Origin of the sequence: Mesorhizobium sp. B2-1-1 (genome assembly GCF_006442975.2) — a bacterium.
Taxonomy (GTDB): domain Bacteria; phylum Pseudomonadota; class Alphaproteobacteria; order Rhizobiales; family Rhizobiaceae; genus Mesorhizobium.
In genome coordinates, this window is the sequence record NZ_CP083954.1 from 2195963 (window position 1) to 2213312 (window position 17350).

At 64.8% G+C, this 17350-nt stretch carries 18 protein-coding genes; 8 read left to right on the top strand and 10 right to left on the bottom strand.

What is annotated here, in order from left to right; all coding sequences use genetic code 11:
• The gene (locus FJ972_RS10755) at positions 1-1317 is read left to right on the top strand and encodes an HlyD family type I secretion periplasmic adaptor subunit (protein ID WP_140524885.1); all 1317 of its coding nucleotides are present in this window, start codon (positions 1-3) and stop codon (positions 1315-1317) included.
• A gap of 50 nt (positions 1318-1367) precedes the next feature.
• Here the strand turns inward: FJ972_RS10755 and FJ972_RS10760 are convergent, their stop codons facing one another.
• Both FJ972_RS10760 and FJ972_RS10765 read right to left on the bottom strand, forming a co-directional pair.
• Positions 1368-2678, bottom strand: a complete 1311-nt coding sequence (locus FJ972_RS10760; RefSeq protein WP_140495971.1) for a hemolysin family protein — start codon at positions 2676-2678, stop codon at positions 1368-1370.
• Positions 2679-2759: 81 nt separating this feature from the next.
• Positions 2760-3674, bottom strand: coding sequence for a LysR family transcriptional regulator (locus FJ972_RS10765; protein WP_140524884.1), 915 nt, complete (start codon positions 3672-3674; stop codon positions 2760-2762).
• 124 nt (positions 3675-3798) lie between these two features.
• Here FJ972_RS10765 and FJ972_RS10770 point away from each other — a divergent pair, with 124 nt between their 5' ends.
• Positions 3799-4821: a zinc-dependent alcohol dehydrogenase family protein gene (locus tag FJ972_RS10770; protein ID WP_140524883.1), complete on the top strand. Its 1023-nt coding sequence runs from the start codon at positions 3799-3801 to the stop codon at positions 4819-4821.
• Positions 4822-4830: 9 nt separating this feature from the next.
• Here the strand turns inward: FJ972_RS10770 and FJ972_RS10775 are convergent, their stop codons facing one another.
• From FJ972_RS10775 to FJ972_RS10790, 4 genes are all read right to left on the bottom strand, one after another.
• Positions 4831-5538, bottom strand: coding sequence for an LssY C-terminal domain-containing protein (locus FJ972_RS10775; RefSeq protein ID WP_140524882.1), 708 nt, complete (start codon positions 5536-5538; stop codon positions 4831-4833).
• Positions 5539-5599: 61 nt separating this feature from the next.
• Positions 5600-6415, bottom strand: a complete 816-nt coding sequence (locus tag FJ972_RS10780; RefSeq protein WP_140524881.1) for an extensin family protein — start codon at positions 6413-6415, stop codon at positions 5600-5602.
• Between the two features lie 109 nt (positions 6416-6524).
• Positions 6525-7589: an extensin family protein gene (locus tag FJ972_RS10785; protein WP_140524955.1), complete on the bottom strand. Its 1065-nt coding sequence runs from the start codon at positions 7587-7589 to the stop codon at positions 6525-6527.
• Positions 7590-7704: 115 nt separating this feature from the next.
• Entirely contained in the window at positions 7705-8130 is a 426-nt protein-coding gene (locus FJ972_RS10790) for a DUF3775 domain-containing protein (protein ID WP_140524880.1), read from the bottom strand.
• Between the two features lie 150 nt (positions 8131-8280).
• Here FJ972_RS10790 and FJ972_RS10795 point away from each other — a divergent pair, with 150 nt between their 5' ends.
• Together FJ972_RS10795 and greA are read left to right on the top strand one after the other, a co-directional pair.
• Positions 8281-8814 carry a tetratricopeptide repeat protein gene (locus tag FJ972_RS10795; RefSeq protein ID WP_140495965.1) on the top strand — a complete coding sequence of 178 codons (534 nt, stop codon included), beginning with the start codon at positions 8281-8283 and terminating at the stop codon, positions 8812-8814.
• A gap of 268 nt (positions 8815-9082) precedes the next feature.
• Positions 9083-9556 (top strand): transcription elongation factor GreA, encoded by a 474-nt coding sequence (gene greA / locus FJ972_RS10800; protein ID WP_008877613.1) that lies wholly within the window; start codon positions 9083-9085, stop codon positions 9554-9556.
• 221 nt (positions 9557-9777) lie between these two features.
• Here greA and waaC read toward each other — a convergent pair whose 3' ends face one another.
• The 3 genes from waaC to rfaD are packed head-to-tail and all read right to left on the bottom strand — an operon-like array spanning position 9778 to position 12694.
• Entirely contained in the window at positions 9778-10767 is a 990-nt protein-coding gene (waaC, locus tag FJ972_RS10805; RefSeq protein ID WP_140524879.1) for a lipopolysaccharide heptosyltransferase I, read from the bottom strand.
• A complete protein-coding gene (gene waaF / locus FJ972_RS10810; protein ID WP_140524878.1) occupies positions 10764-11771 on the bottom strand; it encodes a lipopolysaccharide heptosyltransferase II in 1008 nt (335 codons plus the stop codon). Before waaF ends, waaC begins: the two co-directional genes overlap by 4 nt.
• Positions 11744-12694, bottom strand: coding sequence for an ADP-glyceromanno-heptose 6-epimerase (rfaD, locus tag FJ972_RS10815; protein WP_140524877.1), 951 nt, complete (start codon positions 12692-12694; stop codon positions 11744-11746). The genes waaF and rfaD overlap by 28 nt, the downstream gene beginning before the upstream one ends.
• 216 nt (positions 12695-12910) lie before the next feature.
• On the opposite strand from rfaD, the gene FJ972_RS10820 reads away from it, so the two are divergent.
• The 4 genes from FJ972_RS10820 (at position 12911) to gmhB (ending at position 16382) form a co-directional block, all read left to right on the top strand.
• A complete protein-coding gene (locus FJ972_RS10820; protein ID WP_140524876.1) occupies positions 12911-13543 on the top strand; it encodes a LysE family translocator in 633 nt (210 codons plus the stop codon).
• Positions 13544-13665: 122 nt separating this feature from the next.
• The gene (rfaE1, locus tag FJ972_RS10825) at positions 13666-15159 is read left to right on the top strand and encodes a D-glycero-beta-D-manno-heptose-7-phosphate kinase (RefSeq protein WP_140495960.1); all 1494 of its coding nucleotides are present in this window, start codon (positions 13666-13668) and stop codon (positions 15157-15159) included.
• Positions 15160-15166: 7 nt separating this feature from the next.
• Positions 15167-15739 carry an SIS domain-containing protein gene (locus tag FJ972_RS10830; protein ID WP_140524875.1) on the top strand — a complete coding sequence of 191 codons (573 nt, stop codon included), beginning with the start codon at positions 15167-15169 and terminating at the stop codon, positions 15737-15739.
• Positions 15732-16382 (top strand): D-glycero-beta-D-manno-heptose 1,7-bisphosphate 7-phosphatase, encoded by a 651-nt coding sequence (gmhB, locus tag FJ972_RS10835; RefSeq protein WP_140524874.1) that lies wholly within the window; start codon positions 15732-15734, stop codon positions 16380-16382. Before FJ972_RS10830 ends, gmhB begins: the two co-directional genes overlap by 8 nt.
• Positions 16383-16397: 15 nt before the next feature.
• Here the strand turns inward: gmhB and FJ972_RS10840 are convergent, their stop codons facing one another.
• Positions 16398-17192, bottom strand: coding sequence for a glycosyltransferase family 2 protein (locus FJ972_RS10840; protein ID WP_140495957.1), 795 nt, complete (start codon positions 17190-17192; stop codon positions 16398-16400).
• Between the last annotated feature and the right edge of the window lie 158 nt (positions 17193-17350).

Genomic DNA, 17350 nt, shown 5'->3' on the forward strand with positions numbered 1-17350 from the left:
ATGGCAGTGCACAGCCTCGCCGGGGAACGCAGCCCGCGCACCGACACAGGGCGCGTGGCATTGGCCGGCTATGCGGCGATAGCGATATTTGCAGGTTGCTTCGGTTATTGGGCGGCCTATGCCCCCTTGTCCGGTGCGGTGATCACGCAAGGCACGATCTCGGCGATGGGCGGGAACATCCTCATCCAGCACCCCGAGGGCGGCATCGTCCAAGAGTTGCTGGTCCACGAAGGCGATCGCGTGCGGCAGGCGCAGGATCTGATCGTGCTGGATCCAACCGCCGCGCAGGCCGAGCTCAACCGGCTGACGAGGCAGTCGATCGCGCTCAGGGCAAGTGCGGCGCGGCTAGAGGCGGAGCGGGACGGGCTGGACAGGCTGGCGCCGATCACAACAGCGGCGCCGGCGCCGCTTCAGCACGATTTCGAAATGCTGGTTCGCGAACAGCAGAAGGAATTCGACGCCAGGCTCGCCCGGTTCCGGTCGGAACGATCCATCCTCGCGCAGCGGGTCGCCATGCATCGCCAGTCCGTGGTGGGATTGAACGCCCAGAAACAAGCCATCCAGCAGCAGGTAGACGTGGTGAAAAAGGAGCTCGGCATCAAGACCAGCCTTTTGGACAAAGGCCTGACCAACCGCACCGAATACTCCCAGCTTCTGCGCAGCGAAGCCGACCTCGTCGGCCAGGCGGGAGCGCTGGAGGCCAGTCTTGCATCGGCCAGCACCCAGATCGTCGAGGCGCAGGAGCAGACCGAGCGCTTGACCACGCAACGGGTGGAGGAGGCGCTGACGAAGTTGGACGAGGTTCGCTCCAACCTGGCCGACGTCGAGGAACAGATCAGGGCGGCCGCGGCGGTGCTGCGGCGCACGACAATCAAGGCGCCGGCAGCGGGCATCGTGGTGTCGTCGACCTACAATTCCAAGGGCAGCGTAGTTGCCCCGGGCGAAAAGATCATGGAGATCCTGCCGACGGCATCGGGATTGGTCGTCGACGCGAAGCTGCGGCCGAAGGACATCGATCAGGTGCGCGTCGGCCAGCCGGCGAAACTGCGATTGTCCGCCTTGAACACGCGGCTCACGCCCGAGGTTCCAGCCACCGTGACACAGATTTCCGCGGATCGGCTGACCGACGAGGCTACGCGTGAACCCTATTTCCGGGCGAAGCTGAAGATCGACGACCTGCCATCCCGCGTGAAGCCCGAACAGCTCTATCCCGGGACGCCGGTCGAGGCGTTCATCAGCACTGGCGACCGGACTTTCCTGGAATATCTCGCGCGGCCGATGCTCGATTCGTTCGCCCGCGCCTTCAGGGAGCAGTAGGCGCGGACGGACGGCCAATGACCGCTTGGCCCGAGGCAAAGTTGGAACAATCAGCGCACCACTTCGCGGTGGCCGCTGGGCAGGCGCGTGGCGATCAGCTTATCGATGCGGCGGCCGTCGAGATCGACCACCTCGAAACGCCAGCCTTGCGCGTCGACGCATTCGCCGGTCGCCGGCAGATGGTGCATGTGTGACAGCACATAGCCGGCGACGGTCTCGTAGTCGCGGTTTTCCGGCAGGTCGATGCCCAGCACCTCGGCCATCTCGTCGGCCTGCATATAGCCGGCAAGCAGCCATGAGCCGTCGTCGCGCTTGACGGCATTCTCCTCCTCGCCGGCTTCGAGGTCGGAACGGAAGACACCGGTGATGGCCTCCAGGATGTCGGCGGGGGTGACGATGCCTTCGAAATGGCCGTATTCGTCGTGCACCAGCGCCATCGGCACGTCGGATTCCTTCAGCGTCTGCAGCACGTCGAGCGCGTCGGCCTGATCGTGCACGATGGGCGCGGTGCGCACGTGCCGACGCGGGTCGAGCGCGCGGCCGCCCAGCAATGCCGCCAGCACATCACGTGTCTGGACGACACCGATCATGGCGTCGACGCCGCCGTCGCCGGCGGGCAAGCGCGAATGCTGCGTATCCATCAGGAGCTTGCGGGTGGTCGCATCGTCGGACTGGAGGTTGATCCAGTCGACCTCGGTGCGCGGCGTCATGACGGCGCGCACGGCGCGGTCGCCAAGCCGCATGACGCCGGCGATCATGCGGCGCTCGTCGGACTCGATGGTGCCGTGATGCTCGGCCTCGGCGACCAGCATCTTGATCTCCTCGTCGGTAACCTTCTCCTCGCTCTCGCCGCGCTGGCCGAGCAGCCAAAGCACGGCGCGGCCCGAGATATCGAGCAGGAAGACCAGCGGCGCCGAGACGGTGGCGAGGACGGTCATGGCCGGGGCGGCGCGCACGGCGACCCGCTCGGGGTCGCGCAGCGCGATCTGCTTGGGCACGAGCTCACCGATGATCAGCGAGGCATAGGTGATGATGGCCACGACGATGCCGACGCCGAGCGGATCGGCGATGTTTTCGCGGATGCCGTTCGAGGCCAGGAACTGCGCCAGCCTTTCGCCGAGCGTGGCGCCGGAAAAGGCGCCGGACAGCACGCCGACCAGGGTGATGCCGATCTGTACCGAGGACAGGAACTTGCCGGGGTTGGAGCCAAGCGCAAGCGCCCGGCCGGCGCCCTTAACCTCGCGATCGATCATTGCCTTGAGGCGGGCCGGCCGCGACGAGACGATGGCAAGCTCGGACATTGCCAGAAGGCCGTTCACGCAGATGAGGACGACCACGGTGGCGATTTCAACATATAGCATCAGGGGTCAATAGCATTGCCATGCTGGATTGGAAAATAGTCAGCAGCCGTTTTCAGGAAGATGACAGCGCATGCGGCCCCGTCAGGCGGCATCCCAGGGCGGCGCCGAAAAATGCTCGACCAGCGCATCGACTACGACGCGGACCTTCGGCGTCACTGCTCGCGTCACCGGCCAAACGGCGTGGACGGCAATGTTTTCGACGAGGCGGTCCGACAGCACCATTTCGAGCGCACCGCTCCTGAGGCTGTCCGCCGCCAACCATGTCGGCAGGAAGGTGATGCCGCAGCCGGCAAGGGCGGCGTCGAGCATCGGCTCGCCATTGTCGAGGACCAGCCTTGCCCGCGGTGTGAACTTTCCGATTTGGCCGTCGGCGTGCCTTATGGTCCAGGGATGGGCGACGCCGTTACGGGTGTAGCCGATCAGCTTATGAGCGGCGAGCTCCTCGATCGTTCGCGGCCTGCCGTGCTCCTCGAGGTAGGCGGGGGCGGCCAATACGCACGAGCGTTGGACATAGAGCCGCCGCGCCGCGAGCGACAGGCTGTCGTCGAGCTCGCCCATGCGAACTGCCAGGTCGATGCTTTCTTCGATGAGATCGACGCGACGGTCGTTGAAGGAGATCTCCATCGCCAGATCGGGGAAGCGCTTGGAAATGTCGAACAAAACTGGGGCAACGCAGCGCTGGCCGAAGGCCGACGGCAAATCGACCCGAAGCCGGCCCGAGGGCACTTGCCGGTGCGAGGCAAGCAGCGACTGGGCGGCTTCGATTTCGGACAGCGCCCTGACGCAGGCTTCGTAATAGCTGAGGCCTTCGCTTGTCGGGCTCAGGCTGCGGGTGGTGCGATTGAGCAGACGCACGCCAAGCCGATGCTCCAGCTGTGCGATCGATTTGCCGACCGCCGATTTCGTCACGCGCAGCCGTTCTCCCGCACTGGTGAAGCTGCCGGCTTCGATGGTTTGAACGAAGGCGACAATGCCCTGCAGATCGGCGGATTCCATGGCTGTGCCCCTATTGTAGAATAATGATCTTCAATTCGTTTCCAATTATGCCACATAGAAGCACTTTTTTCCATAGTGGAATGACGTAAAGATCTCGCCAGCAACTCAATCCGGAGCAGACGAGATGAACAGAGACATCAACAGATCCTGGCAAATGACCGGTTTTGGCCTGTCCAAGCTGCAACCGGCGCGGGGAAAGGTACCCGCACCCGGGCCTCGTGAGCTGCTGGTGCGGATCAAGACTATATCGCTGAATTACAAGGATCGAATGATCCTAGACGGGGTGCTGATCCCGGACCTCGTCTTCCCCTTCGTGCCGACATCGGATGCGGTGGGCGAGGTCGTGGCGGTCGGCGGTGGCGTCAGCCGCTTCCAGGCCGGGCAACGCGTGCTGGGCCAAGTGATCGCCGACTGGCCTGACGGCGATGCGCCGCCGGTGCTTCACCAGCACACGCTGGGATTGTCACTGCCCGGCACCTTGTCCGACTACGTGCTGCTTCACGAGGATGCCGTCGTGCTGGCGCCGCCTTCGCTCAGCGACGCCGAGGCATCGACGCTGCCGATCGCGGCGCTGACGGCGTGGTTTGCCTTGGCGGAGGCGACGAAGCCGGTGCCCGGCCAGACCATTCTTATCCAGGGTACCGGCGGCGTGTCGCTGTTTGCACTGCAATTCGCGGCCGCTTTCGGCCTGCGTGCCATCGTCACCTCGAGCAGCGACGACAAGCTCGAGCGGGCCAGGAAACTCGGCGCCTGGCAAGTGATCAACTACCGCACCCAGCCGGCATGGGACGAAGCCGCGCGTGACCTGACGGGTGGAACCGGCGTCAACCATATCCTGGAGATGGTCGGCGGCGACAATGCGCGGCGATCGCTCGATGCCCTGGCCGCCGACGGCCGCCTGTCGGTCATCGGCCTGCTGGGCTCGATGGAACTCAGCTTTCCGATCGTGCCGTTCCTGCGCAATCGCATCGTCGTGCAGGGCATATCGATCGGCCATCGCCGCGCCTTCGAGCGGATGAACCAGGCGATCGAGGTGCTCGGCATCCGGCCGGTGGTCGACAAGGTCTTCGGCTTCGAGGAGGTGGAGCAGGCCTTCCAGCATCTGGAGAAGGGACCGTTCGGCAAGGTCGTGGTCGCCACGAGCTGACTTCAGGCATCACGGCAGTTGCTTCAGCACGCCGAGCACGGCCTTGCCGTCGGTGAAATAGGGGTCGCCGCCGCCATTGCGCCCGTGCGTTGTGGCGCCGATGCCTTCCAGGTCGCTGGTTGAGATCAGCATTCCGGCGGCGGTCAAATCCTGCATAAGAAAGTCGCGTTCGGCGTCGATGTCGGGGCCGATATGATGGGTGATGGCGCCGGTGTCGTGGCTCAGGCCCACGCCACGGTCGAAACTGGCCGAGCCCAGCCACAGCGGACGGCCATCGTCGCCCGTGGCATCAGTCTGCCAGAAGCGCACATGGTGACGGCGGTCGGCGCTGCCGCCGACCGGCTTCTCGAAAGCAAGATCCTGGGCGCGGCCTTCGAACAGCAGCCGGCTGACGGGCGCGTCCGGATAGGGGCGCGAAAACAAGACGCTTTCGCCAATATCGATCGCGGTTCTCAGCGTCACGGCGTCGGCCGTGTCCCAGCCAGCGACGGCGAAGGCATGGACAACCTCCTTTTGCGTGCCGATCAGGCCGACATTGATCGGGTCGCCCGGAATGCCTTGCGGGGTGTGCGTCACCATCTCGAAGCTTTGGCTGCGAAAGCCGCGATCGCGAAACGTCCAGAATTCCGGCGCGGCGACATAGGCCAGCACCAGATAGGTCGCCAGAAGCAACACCAGCCAGGTCGCAGCGCGTCGTCGGAAGCTTCGTTGGCTCATCGATGCCGCTCGAGTTCTACGACGTCACTGTACGCGGCGAAGCCGCCGCCAGGCAAAGGGATCAGCGGCAGGCGCGATAGCCGCTCTTGCGGTTCTTGATGTCGAAGTGGAAATGGTTGCGGTGGTCGTAATTGTAGCCGGGGCCGAGCACGGTGGTGAAATACTGGCAGCCGTCGGCGCGCACATTGTTGAGGAAGCCGCGGGTGCGGAAGGCGAACAGGCCGGGCTTGCGCACGTCGATGTCGTCGCCATTGTTGAGTTCGATGCTCATCACGTCGAGCGCGTTGCCCTTGCCGTGTTCCGACAGCACGCCTTCGCCGGCGATGTTGCGGCAGGAATAGCTGGAACCCTGGTGGATGGTCCTGACGCCGGAGAAGTAGCGCCAGCGGGCGGAAGGAACGAGCTCGTTCTTCGTCCACGCGGCGAAGCTGGCGGCCATGTCGCAGGTCAGCGTCGCGGCGGGCTTCATCTCGACGCTGCCGATGGCCGAAACCTTCACCGGATAGTCGATGCCGCACTGGCCTTCATGGATCGGCGCCAGGTCGGTGAAGGTGACGCCGAGGCGCCTCAGCTGCTGACGGCAGTCGGTCTCGCTGGCCGGCATCTGCTCGACCGGCGACATCGGCTCGTCCATGCGTGGATAGGCGGCCTGCGTCATGTAGGGATTGGAAGGAACCAGCCGCTGCATGCCTGAATATTGCGGCACGGCCGCGGTCTGCGCGCCGACATCGACGGCCGGCTCCAGTGCCAGCACGTTGCCGGTGTTGCAGGCCGACACCGCGGCCAGCGCAAGCAGGGCGGCCACCCCGCCGGCAGCGGCGCGCGCGCGTTTCGATTGCCGCGCAAGCGCCAGCGCGGCACGAAATATCCCGTCCATCGGCAGTCCCTTTCCCGATAGGCGGGATTTTAACGATCAACGGTAAAGGAAAAATCAGCGCCGGCGTTCATGCCTGCGGCCGAATTGCGGCATCGCTTCTGAGCCGGCCCTACTGGCAGAAGGTACCGCCGTGGCGGCGCGGCTCGAGGTCGAGGTGCAAATGCAGCGAATGATCGGCATCGCTGCCCGGGCCCAGCACGGTCTTGAACGGCCCGCAGGCGGCCTTGCGCACCGCGTCGAGGAATTTGGCGTCCTTGTCCGGTGGCGCCGGGCCGACCTCGATCGTCCTGCCGTCCGCAAGTGTGAAGCTGGCAATATCGAGCGCATTGCCGAAGGCATGTTCGGACAGTTTGCGCGTGCCGTTGCGTGGCCGGCACACAAAGGCCGATGCCTGGCCGATCGATTTCAGGTCGGTGCCGAATTCGGCTTTCGCCGCCGGCTGGATGACGTTGCCGGCAAAGCGTGCCGCCGCCTCGGCCATTGCGCAATTGAGCTCGGCGCCCGGGGCAATGGCGATCGACTTGCCAAGGCTCTTCAGCACCAGGGGATAGGGGATCGAACAGCCGATATCGCGATCGCTTTCAGCCTTGTGCTCCTCGAATTCGACACCGAGACCCCTCAGCCGCTCGCGGCAGGCGACTTCCTCGGCAGGCATTTTCGCGTCTGGCAGGTCAGCCGAACGCGGATCGGGAAGCATCTCCTTTTTGTCCGCGTCCGCCGGCTTTGGCGGCGGTGGCGGGGCGAGGGCCGGCGGCTCAACCTCCGGTTCCGCAGTCTCAGGCCTTTGTGTCGGCGTCGGCGCCACGGCTGGCGGCTCCGGTTCGCCTTTCGCATCGGCTGGCGGCTCGGGCCGGGCTTGTTGCTTCCGAGGGGATCCTTCCTCCTGAAACCGGTCGGATGTTGCGGCTGGATTTTGCGTGTTCGGTTCTGTCGCCTCTGGCGCGTCAGCGGGGCGCGGTTCAGGCACTGGGACATCCGCACGTACCGGCTTCGGTTTTTGCGTCCTCTGCCGTGCCGGCTTCGGCTTGCGATGCCTTTCGCCGCGCGGTTTCAGCGGCCGGTCAACCCGCGGCGTCAGCGGCTGTTCCACCCGTGGTAAAAGCGGCTCGTGATGCCTGTGACGATGCCTGGCATCGGCCGGCGTCACCAGCAGTGCTGTCACGACCATGACCAATGCAATCCTGTATTTTCGGGAAAAGCTCAGTGTTGCCATCGCCTCGAAACGGTGCCGGGATGCTCGAAGTTGCCTGGAAGGCGCTTAGGCCCGATCACAATCGATTACCGGCGCGTTACGCACCGATCGCTTCCAGCCCTTCCTCCAGCCAATCGGCGAGCAACGGCAAGCCGAGCAGGTATTTGGCCGTGTGCTTGTTGGCGCGCTCGCGCGCGGCGGCGACGGCGTCGGCCCATTCCGAGGCATCGTAGTCGCCACGGCCGACCCAAGCGAGCGCGACGAGCTCGGCCGCCTCGTCGACATTGAGGTCGTTGATCAGCTCGCGCAGTTCCTCTTCGGTCAGGTTTTCCGAGCTTTCCTCGGCGAGTCCGTCATGATGATGATTGTCACGGGTGTTTCCATCGAACTCGATTTCGTGTTCGGCGCCGTCGGCATAGTCTTCATTGATCGCGGCGCTCAACGCCTTGCATTTGAGGATGAACAGCCGCACGGTGTCGGGCCCGATCGTCAAATCCCAGTTCTTTTCAAGCCGTCGCTGCACTGGCGGTCTCCGCTGGCTCAGCTTTCATCGCCGCCGATGATAGCGGATTTCGAGCATCCGTCACCTCATGTTAGCCCCTTGCTTTTTTCCGGGATGAAACCGCCGACACGCTGCGTTAGTGTTGCATTCTCACCCCTCCAGGAGGCTCCGATGCATAAAAGAGTGCTGATCCAGGCGGCGAGCGCGCTTCTCGCTCTGCAGTTCCTTGCCGTTCCGGTGTTTGCCGCAGGCAGCGGTGACGACACCAGTACGACCACCAAATGCAAGAAAGGCATGGTCTGGGACAAGAAGAAGAACAAGTGCGTCGCACCCCAGGAAGGCATGCTGGACGACGACAGCATCTATGATGCCGGGCATGACCTGGCGATGGCCGGCCGCTATGACGAGGCGATCGCCGTGCTCAGCCTCGCCGCCAACAAGCAGGACCCGCGCATCCTCAACTATCTCGGCTATTCGCACCGCCATTCCGGCCGCGTCGCCGTTGGCCTCGGCTATTACGAGGAAGCGCTGCGCATCGATCCCAACTACACGCTGGTGCGCGAATATCTCGGCGAAGCCCATCTCCAGATCGGCGACCTGGCCGGCGCCCAGCAACAGCTGATGGAGATCGAAAAGCGAACCGGCAAGGGTTCACGCGAATACGGCATGCTGGCCGAACAGATCGACCATTTCATGAGGAGCTGACCCCCCTCAATGCCTTTTCGAACCGGCCGCGAGCAATCACGGCCGGTTTTTTGTTGCCATGCCGGCTCCTGCGACGGCGCGCGCGAAAACGGTGATGATTTCTTCAGAAACCGATTTTTGGGCGTGAAAAGCCCACAAAGATTGCTATATTCAGGGAAATTGCGGTGAACGGTTCCGTTAGCCCGAGGCTGCCGGACCGTTTTCTTTTTGCACCATCGATAAGGCTTTCCCCGAAATGCGGGGGTGGCGGCAGGAAAGGTCAGGTATCATGAACAAGGTCCCGATGACAGGCGAGGGGTTCGCGTCATTGAAGGAAGAACTGCGCTGGCGCCAGCAGGAGGAGCGGCCGCGCATCATCGAGGCGATCTCCGAAGCGCGCTCGCACGGCGACCTATCCGAAAATGCCGAATACCATGCCGCCAAAGAGGCGCAGAGCCTCAATGAGGGCCGTGTCAACGAGCTCGAGGATCTCATCGCCCGGGCCGAAGTCATCGATGTCACCAAGCTCAGCGGCGACAAGGTCAAGTTCGGCGCCACCGTGGTGCTGGTCGACGAGGACACCGAGGAGAAGAAGACCTACCAGATCGTCGGCGATCAGGAGGCGGACGTGAAGTCCGGCCGCATCTCGATCTCCTCGCCGATCGCGCGGGCGCTCATCGGCAAGGAAGTCGGCGACGCCATCGAGGTCAACGCGCCGGGTGGTGCAAGAGGATACGAGATCGTCCAGGTGCAGTTTATCTAAGGGGTTCGAGGGGCGCTGATCTGCGCGTTTTTAGCCAAGGTTGGCGCCGCCCCTCATCCGCCTGCCGGCACCTTCTCCCCGTATAGTGACGGGGAGAAGACGGCTGAACGCGAAGTCGGCGTCTATTCTGCAAACGCTTAAAATTGGCGCAGTCATCGGTGAAGGTGTCCTTCTCCCCGGCAGGGCGATGAGGGGCAGCGCCAGCTTTCCGATTGAATAGATCAGTTCTTGCCAGCGCCGGCCTGACCATGCGTCTGGTGCTCCAGCAGCCTCTCAGCCTCAGCCACCACCCTCGCGGGCGACACTCGCTCACCGGGCGCGGCCTGCAGCGTCGATGCATAGGGGCCGCGCGGACCGGTCAAACCCGGCTCCGTGGCCAAAAACACCGCGACCGTCGGCAGGCCGAAGGCGCTGGCGAGATGCGTGAGCCCCGTATCGGCGCCGATTACCAGCCTCGAGCTGCCCAGGATCGCCGCGATGTCGGCCAATGGTGATTTTGGCACGATGCTCGTCGATGGAACTGCCCGGGCGATCGCTTCAGCCACCGCCTGTTCGCGCTCGTCCGACCAGGTCGTGACCGGCGTCATGCCGCGCTCAACCAGCAGGCGGCCGGTTTCGATCCAGTCTTCAACAGGCCACTTCTTGTCCTCGCGGCTGGTGCCGTGCAGCAGGAAGGCCGTGTTGCCGGCTATGCCGGTCAGATTGCCGGGCGGCGGCACAATGCCCGAATCCAGTATCGAAAGATCGGGCCGGTAACCCAACGCCTGCCCGAAAAGCCGTCGCGTCCGCTCGATGGCGTGCAGGTTGCGGGGGACGGCGTGGCCGACGTCGTAAAGCAGCGTTGCCGAAGGCTCGCGCGCGCTTGAGCGGTCGAAGCCGGCGATCGGCGCCTTCGCCTGCCTGGCCACCAGCGCCGATTTCAACAGGCCTTGCGCATCGATGACCAGATCATAGCGGCACGCACGCAAGGCGCGTCGCAAGGCGGTCGCCTCGCGCCAGGTGGCCTTGTCGAAGAGATGTTTTCGCCAACGCCGGATGGCGACCGTGTGGATGGTTCCGACTGCGGGGTGCAGCGCGACGATGCCGGCGAAAGCCTCCTCGACGCACCAGGCGAAGGCAATATCGGGCCGTGCGCGGCGCGCATCCTGGAGCGCCGGAAAAGTGTGGATGACATCGCCCATCGACGAGGTCTTGACGATCAGCACCTTCATGCGGAGGCCGGGATGTCCAGCAGGCGGTCCGCCGCCGCCATGACCCGTGCGACCTCGAGCGTCTTCAGGCAATTGAGGTGGCCGAGCGGACAGATCTTGCGGTGGCAAGGCGAGCAGGAGAGGCCGAGCCAGACCAGTTCGCGCCGTTCGGCCAGCGGCGGCGTATTCTGTGGCGAGGTCGAACCATAGACGGCGACAACCGGCGTGCCGACCGCCGCCGCAACATGCATCAGCCCGCTGTCATTGGAGACCGCCAGCCCGGCGGCCGCGATCAGGTCGATGGCGTCCTCCAGCCGCGTCTGGCCGGCCAGGTCGACCACGCCAGGAGCGAGGGCTGCGATCTCCGCGGTCACGTCGCGGTCGTTCTTCGACCCGAACAGCGCGACCTTGAACCTTCTGGCCATGAACTCCCGGGCAAGCCCGGCATAGTGTTCGCTCGGCCAGCGCTTGGCCGGGCCGAACTCGGCACCTGGCATCAGCGCCACGAATTTCTGCGGCCCCAGGCCGAAACGGTCGAGCAGGGTGGCCTGGTTATTGGCGTCCACCGTCAGATGAGGTGCCCGAAAATCGCCACCCTGTGCAAGGCCGAAATAGGCCTGCGCCGTGCGCCGTTTCACGGCCTCCGGCAGCGGAACGATGTCGGTCAACAGGCCGTAGCGCATTTCCCTGAGATGGCCGAAACGCCGCGGAATGCGGGCAAAGAACGGGATCAGCGCCGACTTCCAACTGCCCGGCAAGATATAGGCGCTGTCGTAACGGCCGCGCAGCAGACGGCCGAAGCGGCGCCGATGTGCGAATTCGAGCGCGCCGGGTTTCAGCGGGAAATCGATCTGCTGGCGGACCTCAGGCATACGCTTGACCAAAGGGGCCGCCCAGGCCGGCGCCAGCACGTCGATGGCTGCATTTGGATGAAGCTCCTTCAGCGCCGAGAACAGGCACTGCGCCATCACCATATCGCCCACCCAGCGTGGGCCGATCACGAGGATCGCTGGGCTTTCAGCCATTCGACATAGTCTCTGACGCCGGTTTCGACGCTGCGGAATTGCCCATTGTAACCGGCGGCGCGCAGACGCGACATATCAGCTTGCGTGAAGCTCTGGTAGCTGCCCTTGAGGTGGTCGGGAAAGGGGATGTACTCGATCTCGCCCTTGCCCAGCGCGTCGATGACGGTTTCGGCAATGGCGCGGAAGGGTTGCGCCCGGCCGGTGCCGCAGTTGAAGATGCCGCTCGCGCCGCGCTTCCACAGCCACAGATTGACATCGGCGACGTCGCCGACATGGATGAAGTCGCGGCTCTGCTCGCCGGGGCCAAAGCCGTCATGGGCGCCGAACAGCTTTGGATTCTCGCCACGCCCGACCTGGTTGAACAGATGAAAGGCGACCGAGGCCATGGCGTCCTTGTGCGCCTCGCGCGGCCCATAGACGTTGAAGTAGCGCAGGCCCGCGACCTGCGAATGATCGGTATCGAAGACATTGCGCCTGACATAGTCATCGAACAGCTTTTTTGAATAGGCGTAGACGTTGAGCGGCCGCTCAAGCTCCGCGTCCTCGCGGAACTCGGAGCCGCCGCCATAGACCGATGCCGAGGAGGCGTAGAGGAAGGGCACGCGCAGCGCCAGGCAGGCATGCAGCAGCCGCTTCGAATAGGCGTAGTTCACCTCCATCATGAACTTGCCGTTCCATTCGGTGGTGGTCGAGCAGGCGCCCTGATGGAAGACGGCCTCGATGCGGCCGAGCCCGCCGTCCTCGAGGCGGGCCAGGAAATCGTCCTTGTCGAGATAGTCGGCGATCCGCAAGTCAGCAAGGTTGGCGATCTTGTGGCCATCGCTCAGGTCGTCGACGACCAAAATGTCGTCGTGGCCCTCCGAATTGAGCGCGGCGACGATGTTGGAGCCGATCATGCCGGCGCCGCCCGTGACGATGATCATGAACGCCTCTGGTTGCTTGCGATTCCGGTCCTTATAAGGGAGGCTTGCGAAGCTGTCGACAAAGCAGCGTTGCCGGGCGGCACTGGGATCCGCAAGAACAATCGAGGGGTGGACCCGTCCGCGATTGCCCTGCGCGGGGCAGCGCGCCACAGTGGCGCCGCAAAGCTGCCGCTTCAGTCGGCTCGCGCCGCCGGGCGCGATCATGAGGGACCAGGAATGCCGTCGACAGAGCTGCTCGTCGCGTTTTTCGCCACCACGGCGATCTTCGCCTATATTCCAGGCCCGGCCATGCTCTATGCCGCCGCGCAGACGATGGCGCGCGGCCGCTGGTCCGGCCTGACTGCGGCGCTCGGCATTCATCTGGGCGGCTATGTTCACGTCTTTGCCGCTGCCGCCGGCCTGTCCGTGCTTTTCCACGCCGTGCCGCCGCTCTACATGGCGGTCAAGCTCGTCGGCGCGCTCTACCTAATCTGGCTCGGTGTGGCGCTGTTCCGCAAACGCGCGGAAGGCGACATGGCACTGCCGGCGATCGAGCGGAAATCGGCTTGCCGCGCCTTTTTCGAGAGCATCGCCGTCGAGGTGCTCAATCCGAAGACCGCGATCTTCTTCATGGCCTTCCTGCCCCAGTTCATCGATGCCTCTGCCGCATTCCCGGTCTGGCTGCAATTCGTCGTGCTGGGCACGACAGTCAACCTGATGTTCTCCTCGGCCGATATCGTCTGCGTGTTCCTGGCTGGTGCCGTGATCGGCAGGCTGCGCCGCTCCAGCAGCGCCCAGCGCATGATGCAGCGAGCCGGCGGCGCGGTGCTGGTCGGGCTTGGCGTCCATGTCGCCTTGCAGAAGAGTTGAGGAGGCCAGCCGGCGTTGCGCTGGCTCGAATTGCGGTATATCGGCATCGCCATGAACGACCGATCCCGGCCAATTTGTCCTCCATGCATCTTCAAAACCGGTTTTTGCGCGTTGCCAGTGACATGACCAAGCACGACCCACTTTCCCCCGAGCCCTTGCACCGCGCCATCGCGCACTTCGGCCAGGCCACCGTGCTGGTGGTCGGCGATCTCATCCTTGACCGGTTCGTCAACGGCATCATCGAGCGGATTTCGCCTGAAGCGCCGATCCCGGTGCTCCATGGGCGCGGCGAGAGCCTGGCGATGGGCGGCGCCGGCAATGTCGTGGCCAACATCATCTCGCTCGGCGCCGCCGCCATTCCGGTCTCGGTGATCGGCTCTGATACGGCAGGCGACAGCCTGGTGCGCATGCTCGGCGAGCTTGGCGCCGACACGACAGGCCTGGCGCGGGAGCGCGGCCGCATGACGTCGTCCAAGAGCCGCTTCAGCGCGCTCAACCAGCAGGTGCTGCGCTTCGACGAGGAAGAGATCAAGCCGCTCGGCGCGGCGGAGCGCGCGGCGCTGGTCCGGCATTTCCGCGCCGCGCTGGCGCACGCCGACATCGTCATCCTGTCGGATTACGGCAAGGGCATCCTGCTCGACGGCGTCGCCGGCGAATTGATCGCGATCTGCCGCGAGGCGGGAAAGCCGGTGCTGGTCGATCCGAAGGGCCGGGATTATGCACGCTATGCCGGCGCGACCGCCATCACGCCCAACCGCAAGGAACTCGGCGAAGCGGTCGAACGGCCGGTGTTCAGCGATGACGAGATCGTGGCCGCGGCGCGCGAGCTGCTTGCGGCGCATGGCTTCGACTTCGTCGTCGCCACGCGCAGCGAAAAGGGCATGAGCGTCGTCGGTCCGACGGAGGCGCGCCACATCGCCACGCAGGCGCGCGAAGTGTTCGATGTGTCGGGCGCCGGCGATACGGTGATCGCGACCTTCGCGCTGGCGCTTGCCGCCGGCGCCGATCCGGCCGCGGCCGCCTCGATCGCCAATGCAGCCGGCGGCGTTGTGGTGGGCAAGCGAGGCACGGCGCGGCTGACGGTCGAGGAACTCAACGGCGCGCTGTTTCGATCGCACGGTCCGAGCGTCCACAGGGATGCCATCCTCGACGCCAAATCGGCCGCACGGCTGGTGGCGGCGTGGAAGGAGGAAGGCCTCAGCGTCGGCTTCACCAATGGCTGTTTCGACATCCTTCATGCCGGCCATGTCAGCCTGCTGCACGCGGCGCGCAGCCAGTGCGACCGGCTGGTGCTCGGCCTCAACAGCGATGCCTCGGTGCGCCGGCTGAAGGGGCCGGAACGGCCCGTCAACGACCAGCACGACCGCGCCTGCGTGCTGGCGGCGCTCGCGTCGGTCGACGCGGTGGTGGTCTTCGACGAGGACACGCCGCTGGCGCTGATCGAGGCGCTTCTGCCCGACATACTCGTCAAGGGCGCCGACTACACGGTCGACACCGTGGTCGGCGCGGACGTGGTGCAGAAAGCGGGCGGGCGCGTGGTCCTGGTCGATCTCGTCGCCGGCAAGAGCACGACCGGCACCATCGGCAGGCTGCGCTCGGCCGGCAACAAGAATTGAGGGTTTCATGTCCGAACTGAACGATTACCTGGTCCGCTCGGCGGCCGCGATCACGGCGCTGGTCGAGCGCGATCTAACAGGCGCGATGGAACGTGCGGCGAGCGCGATCGTCGCCGCCCTTTCGTCGGGCAAGGCGCTGCTGATCTGCGGCAATGGCGGTTCGGCCAGCGACGCCATTCACATCGCCGGCGAACTGGTCGGCCGCTTTCTCAAGGAGCGCAAGGGCTACAATGTCATCGCGCTGCCGGCCAATGCCGCGGTGCTGACCGCCTGGGGTAATGATTACGGCTTCGACACCGTTTTTTCGCGCCAGGTCGAGGCGCATGGCGCGGCCGGCGGCGTGCTTCTGGCGATCTCGACCAGCGGCAATTCGCCGAGCATCCTGGCGGCCGCCGAACAGGCACGGACCATGGGCATGACGGTGATCGGCCTGACAGGCGACACAGGCGGCAAGCTCGCGCCGCTCACCGACATCCTGCTCAACGTGCCCTCGACCTCGACGCCGATCATCCAGCAAGGGCATCTGTGCCTCTACCATCACCTGTGCGAGGTGGTGGAAGCGCGCCTCAGCAATGGCTGACAAGGCGCCGCACCCGTTGGCCGAGCCGGGCCTGTGGGTGGAGCGGATCGGCGGCAGGGTTTTTCCCGCCGGCCAGCCGGCGCTGTTCCTCGATCGCGACGGCACCATCAATGTCGATACCGACTATCCCAGCGATCCGGCCGAGATCGAGCTCCGGCCGCAGATGTTGCCGGCGATCGCCGCCGCCAACAATGCTGGCATCCCGGTCGTGGTGGTGACCAACCAGTCCGGCATCGCGCGCGGCTATTTCGGTTGGAGTGCCTTCGCCGATGTGAACCGCCGCGTGCTCGACCTGTTGCGCGATCAGGGCGTTGTCGTGGACATGGTGCTGGCCTGCGCCTACCACGAGGCTGGCGTGGGGCCGCTGGGCATATCGGATCACCCGATGCGCAAACCCAATCCCGGCATGCTCTTCGAGGCGGCGAGACGCCTCGATCTCGATCTCCGGCGGTCCGTGATCGTCGGCGACAAGCTGGCCGACATGGAGGCAGGCCTGGGCGCCGGCCTGCCGCAGGGCTGGCTCGTCGGCGGCGAGGCGCAGCTTCGCTCCGGCTTCGTCATCAGGCCCTTGCGGGACAGCAGCGACCTCGACGGTCTCATCGCCGCCATAGGACGGCTCGATGGGCGAGCCAAGCCGTCCTGACCCGGATCCGACCGCTCACGCCGGTTCGCTGCCTTGCGAGGCCTCATACAGTTTGGCCTCGGTGGCGAAGGAATAGATCATCACCGACATCGAATAGACGAAGCCGTGCCGGCCGCACAGGAAGTAGCGCTTGGCCAGATAGAATTTCAGGAAGTTGCCGAGCGGTGAAAGCACCAGCCGCACCAGGCCCGGCTTCTTGCCTTTCTCGACCAGGGTGGCCGCCTTGAGGCTGGAATAGGCATTTGCCCGGGCCAGATCCTCCTCGACCGATATTTCGCGGCGATGCAGCAGCACGCCGTTTTCGATCGTGCTGGTCTCGCCGGAAACGCCGAAGGATTCATGGACCCGCGCGGTCACGTCCATGGTCGCACCTTCCCGGCGGAAAAGCCGCAACAGCCTGTTGTGCAGCACCCAGCGATGGGCATAGCCGTAGCCCTTCAGCCAGTCGCGGCGGCGGATGTACCATCCGCTGATACCGGCGTTCGCCGTCTCGACCGCCGCCACGATCGACTGCCGCAGCCGGTCGTCGACGCGTTCGTCCGGGTCGATCGAAAGACACCAGGGCTGCGTGGCGTGGTCGAGCGCGAATTGCCGCTGATGCGGAAAACCCGGCCAGCCATTGTGCAGCAGCTTTATCGGATAGCCCTCAGCGACAAACTGCCGAACGATGTCCAACGTGGCGTCGGTGGAGCCTGAATCGACGATGACGATCTCGGCGCAAAAATCGATGCTTTCGAGGCACGGGCCGATCATATCGGCCTCGTTCATGCAGATGATGAGCGCCGAAATCGGGCTTGCAAACCTGGTCATGGTCCCTTCCACGGCGGATCGTCCTTGGAACTTACGCTGCTTGGGCAAGGAAACCAATCAGGCGCCAAATCGCACAGGACGATCCGGCTGCCTGCGCCTGTCCGTTATCAACGCGGCGGCGATGTGGCGAAATTCCGGAATTCGCTTTGGCCGGGCGC

Coding starts and splice junctions, on each gene's coding strand:
- waaC (WP_140524879.1), bottom strand. CDS start 10,767: ATGAAGGTGCTGATCGTCAAGACCTCGTCGATGGGCGATGTCATCCAC.
- FJ972_RS10830 (WP_140524875.1), top strand. CDS start 15,167: ATGTCCGAACTGAACGATTACCTGGTCCGCTCGGCGGCCGCGATCACG.
- rfaD (WP_140524877.1), bottom strand. CDS start 12,694: ATGATCATCGTCACGGGCGGCGCCGGCATGATCGGCTCCAACATCGTC.
- FJ972_RS10840 (WP_140495957.1), bottom strand. CDS start 17,192: ATGACCAGGTTTGCAAGCCCGATTTCGGCGCTCATCATCTGCATGAAC.
- FJ972_RS10795 (WP_140495965.1), top strand. CDS start 8,281: ATGCATAAAAGAGTGCTGATCCAGGCGGCGAGCGCGCTTCTCGCTCTG.
- FJ972_RS10820 (WP_140524876.1), top strand. CDS start 12,911: ATGCCGTCGACAGAGCTGCTCGTCGCGTTTTTCGCCACCACGGCGATC.
- FJ972_RS10760 (WP_140495971.1), bottom strand. CDS start 2,678: ATGCTATATGTTGAAATCGCCACCGTGGTCGTCCTCATCTGCGTGAAC.
- FJ972_RS10775 (WP_140524882.1), bottom strand. CDS start 5,538: ATGAGCCAACGAAGCTTCCGACGACGCGCTGCGACCTGGCTGGTGTTG.
- rfaE1 (WP_140495960.1), top strand. CDS start 13,666: ATGACCAAGCACGACCCACTTTCCCCCGAGCCCTTGCACCGCGCCATC.
- gmhB (WP_140524874.1), top strand. CDS start 15,732: ATGGCTGACAAGGCGCCGCACCCGTTGGCCGAGCCGGGCCTGTGGGTG.
- waaF (WP_140524878.1), bottom strand. CDS start 11,771: ATGGCTGAAAGCCCAGCGATCCTCGTGATCGGCCCACGCTGGGTGGGC.
- FJ972_RS10780 (WP_140524881.1), bottom strand. CDS start 6,415: ATGGACGGGATATTTCGTGCCGCGCTGGCGCTTGCGCGGCAATCGAAA.
- FJ972_RS10770 (WP_140524883.1), top strand. CDS start 3,799: ATGAACAGAGACATCAACAGATCCTGGCAAATGACCGGTTTTGGCCTG.
- greA (WP_008877613.1), top strand. CDS start 9,083: ATGAACAAGGTCCCGATGACAGGCGAGGGGTTCGCGTCATTGAAGGAA.
- FJ972_RS10765 (WP_140524884.1), bottom strand. CDS start 3,674: ATGGAATCCGCCGATCTGCAGGGCATTGTCGCCTTCGTTCAAACCATC.
- FJ972_RS10755 (WP_140524885.1), top strand. CDS start 1: ATGGCAGTGCACAGCCTCGCCGGGGAACGCAGCCCGCGCACCGACACA.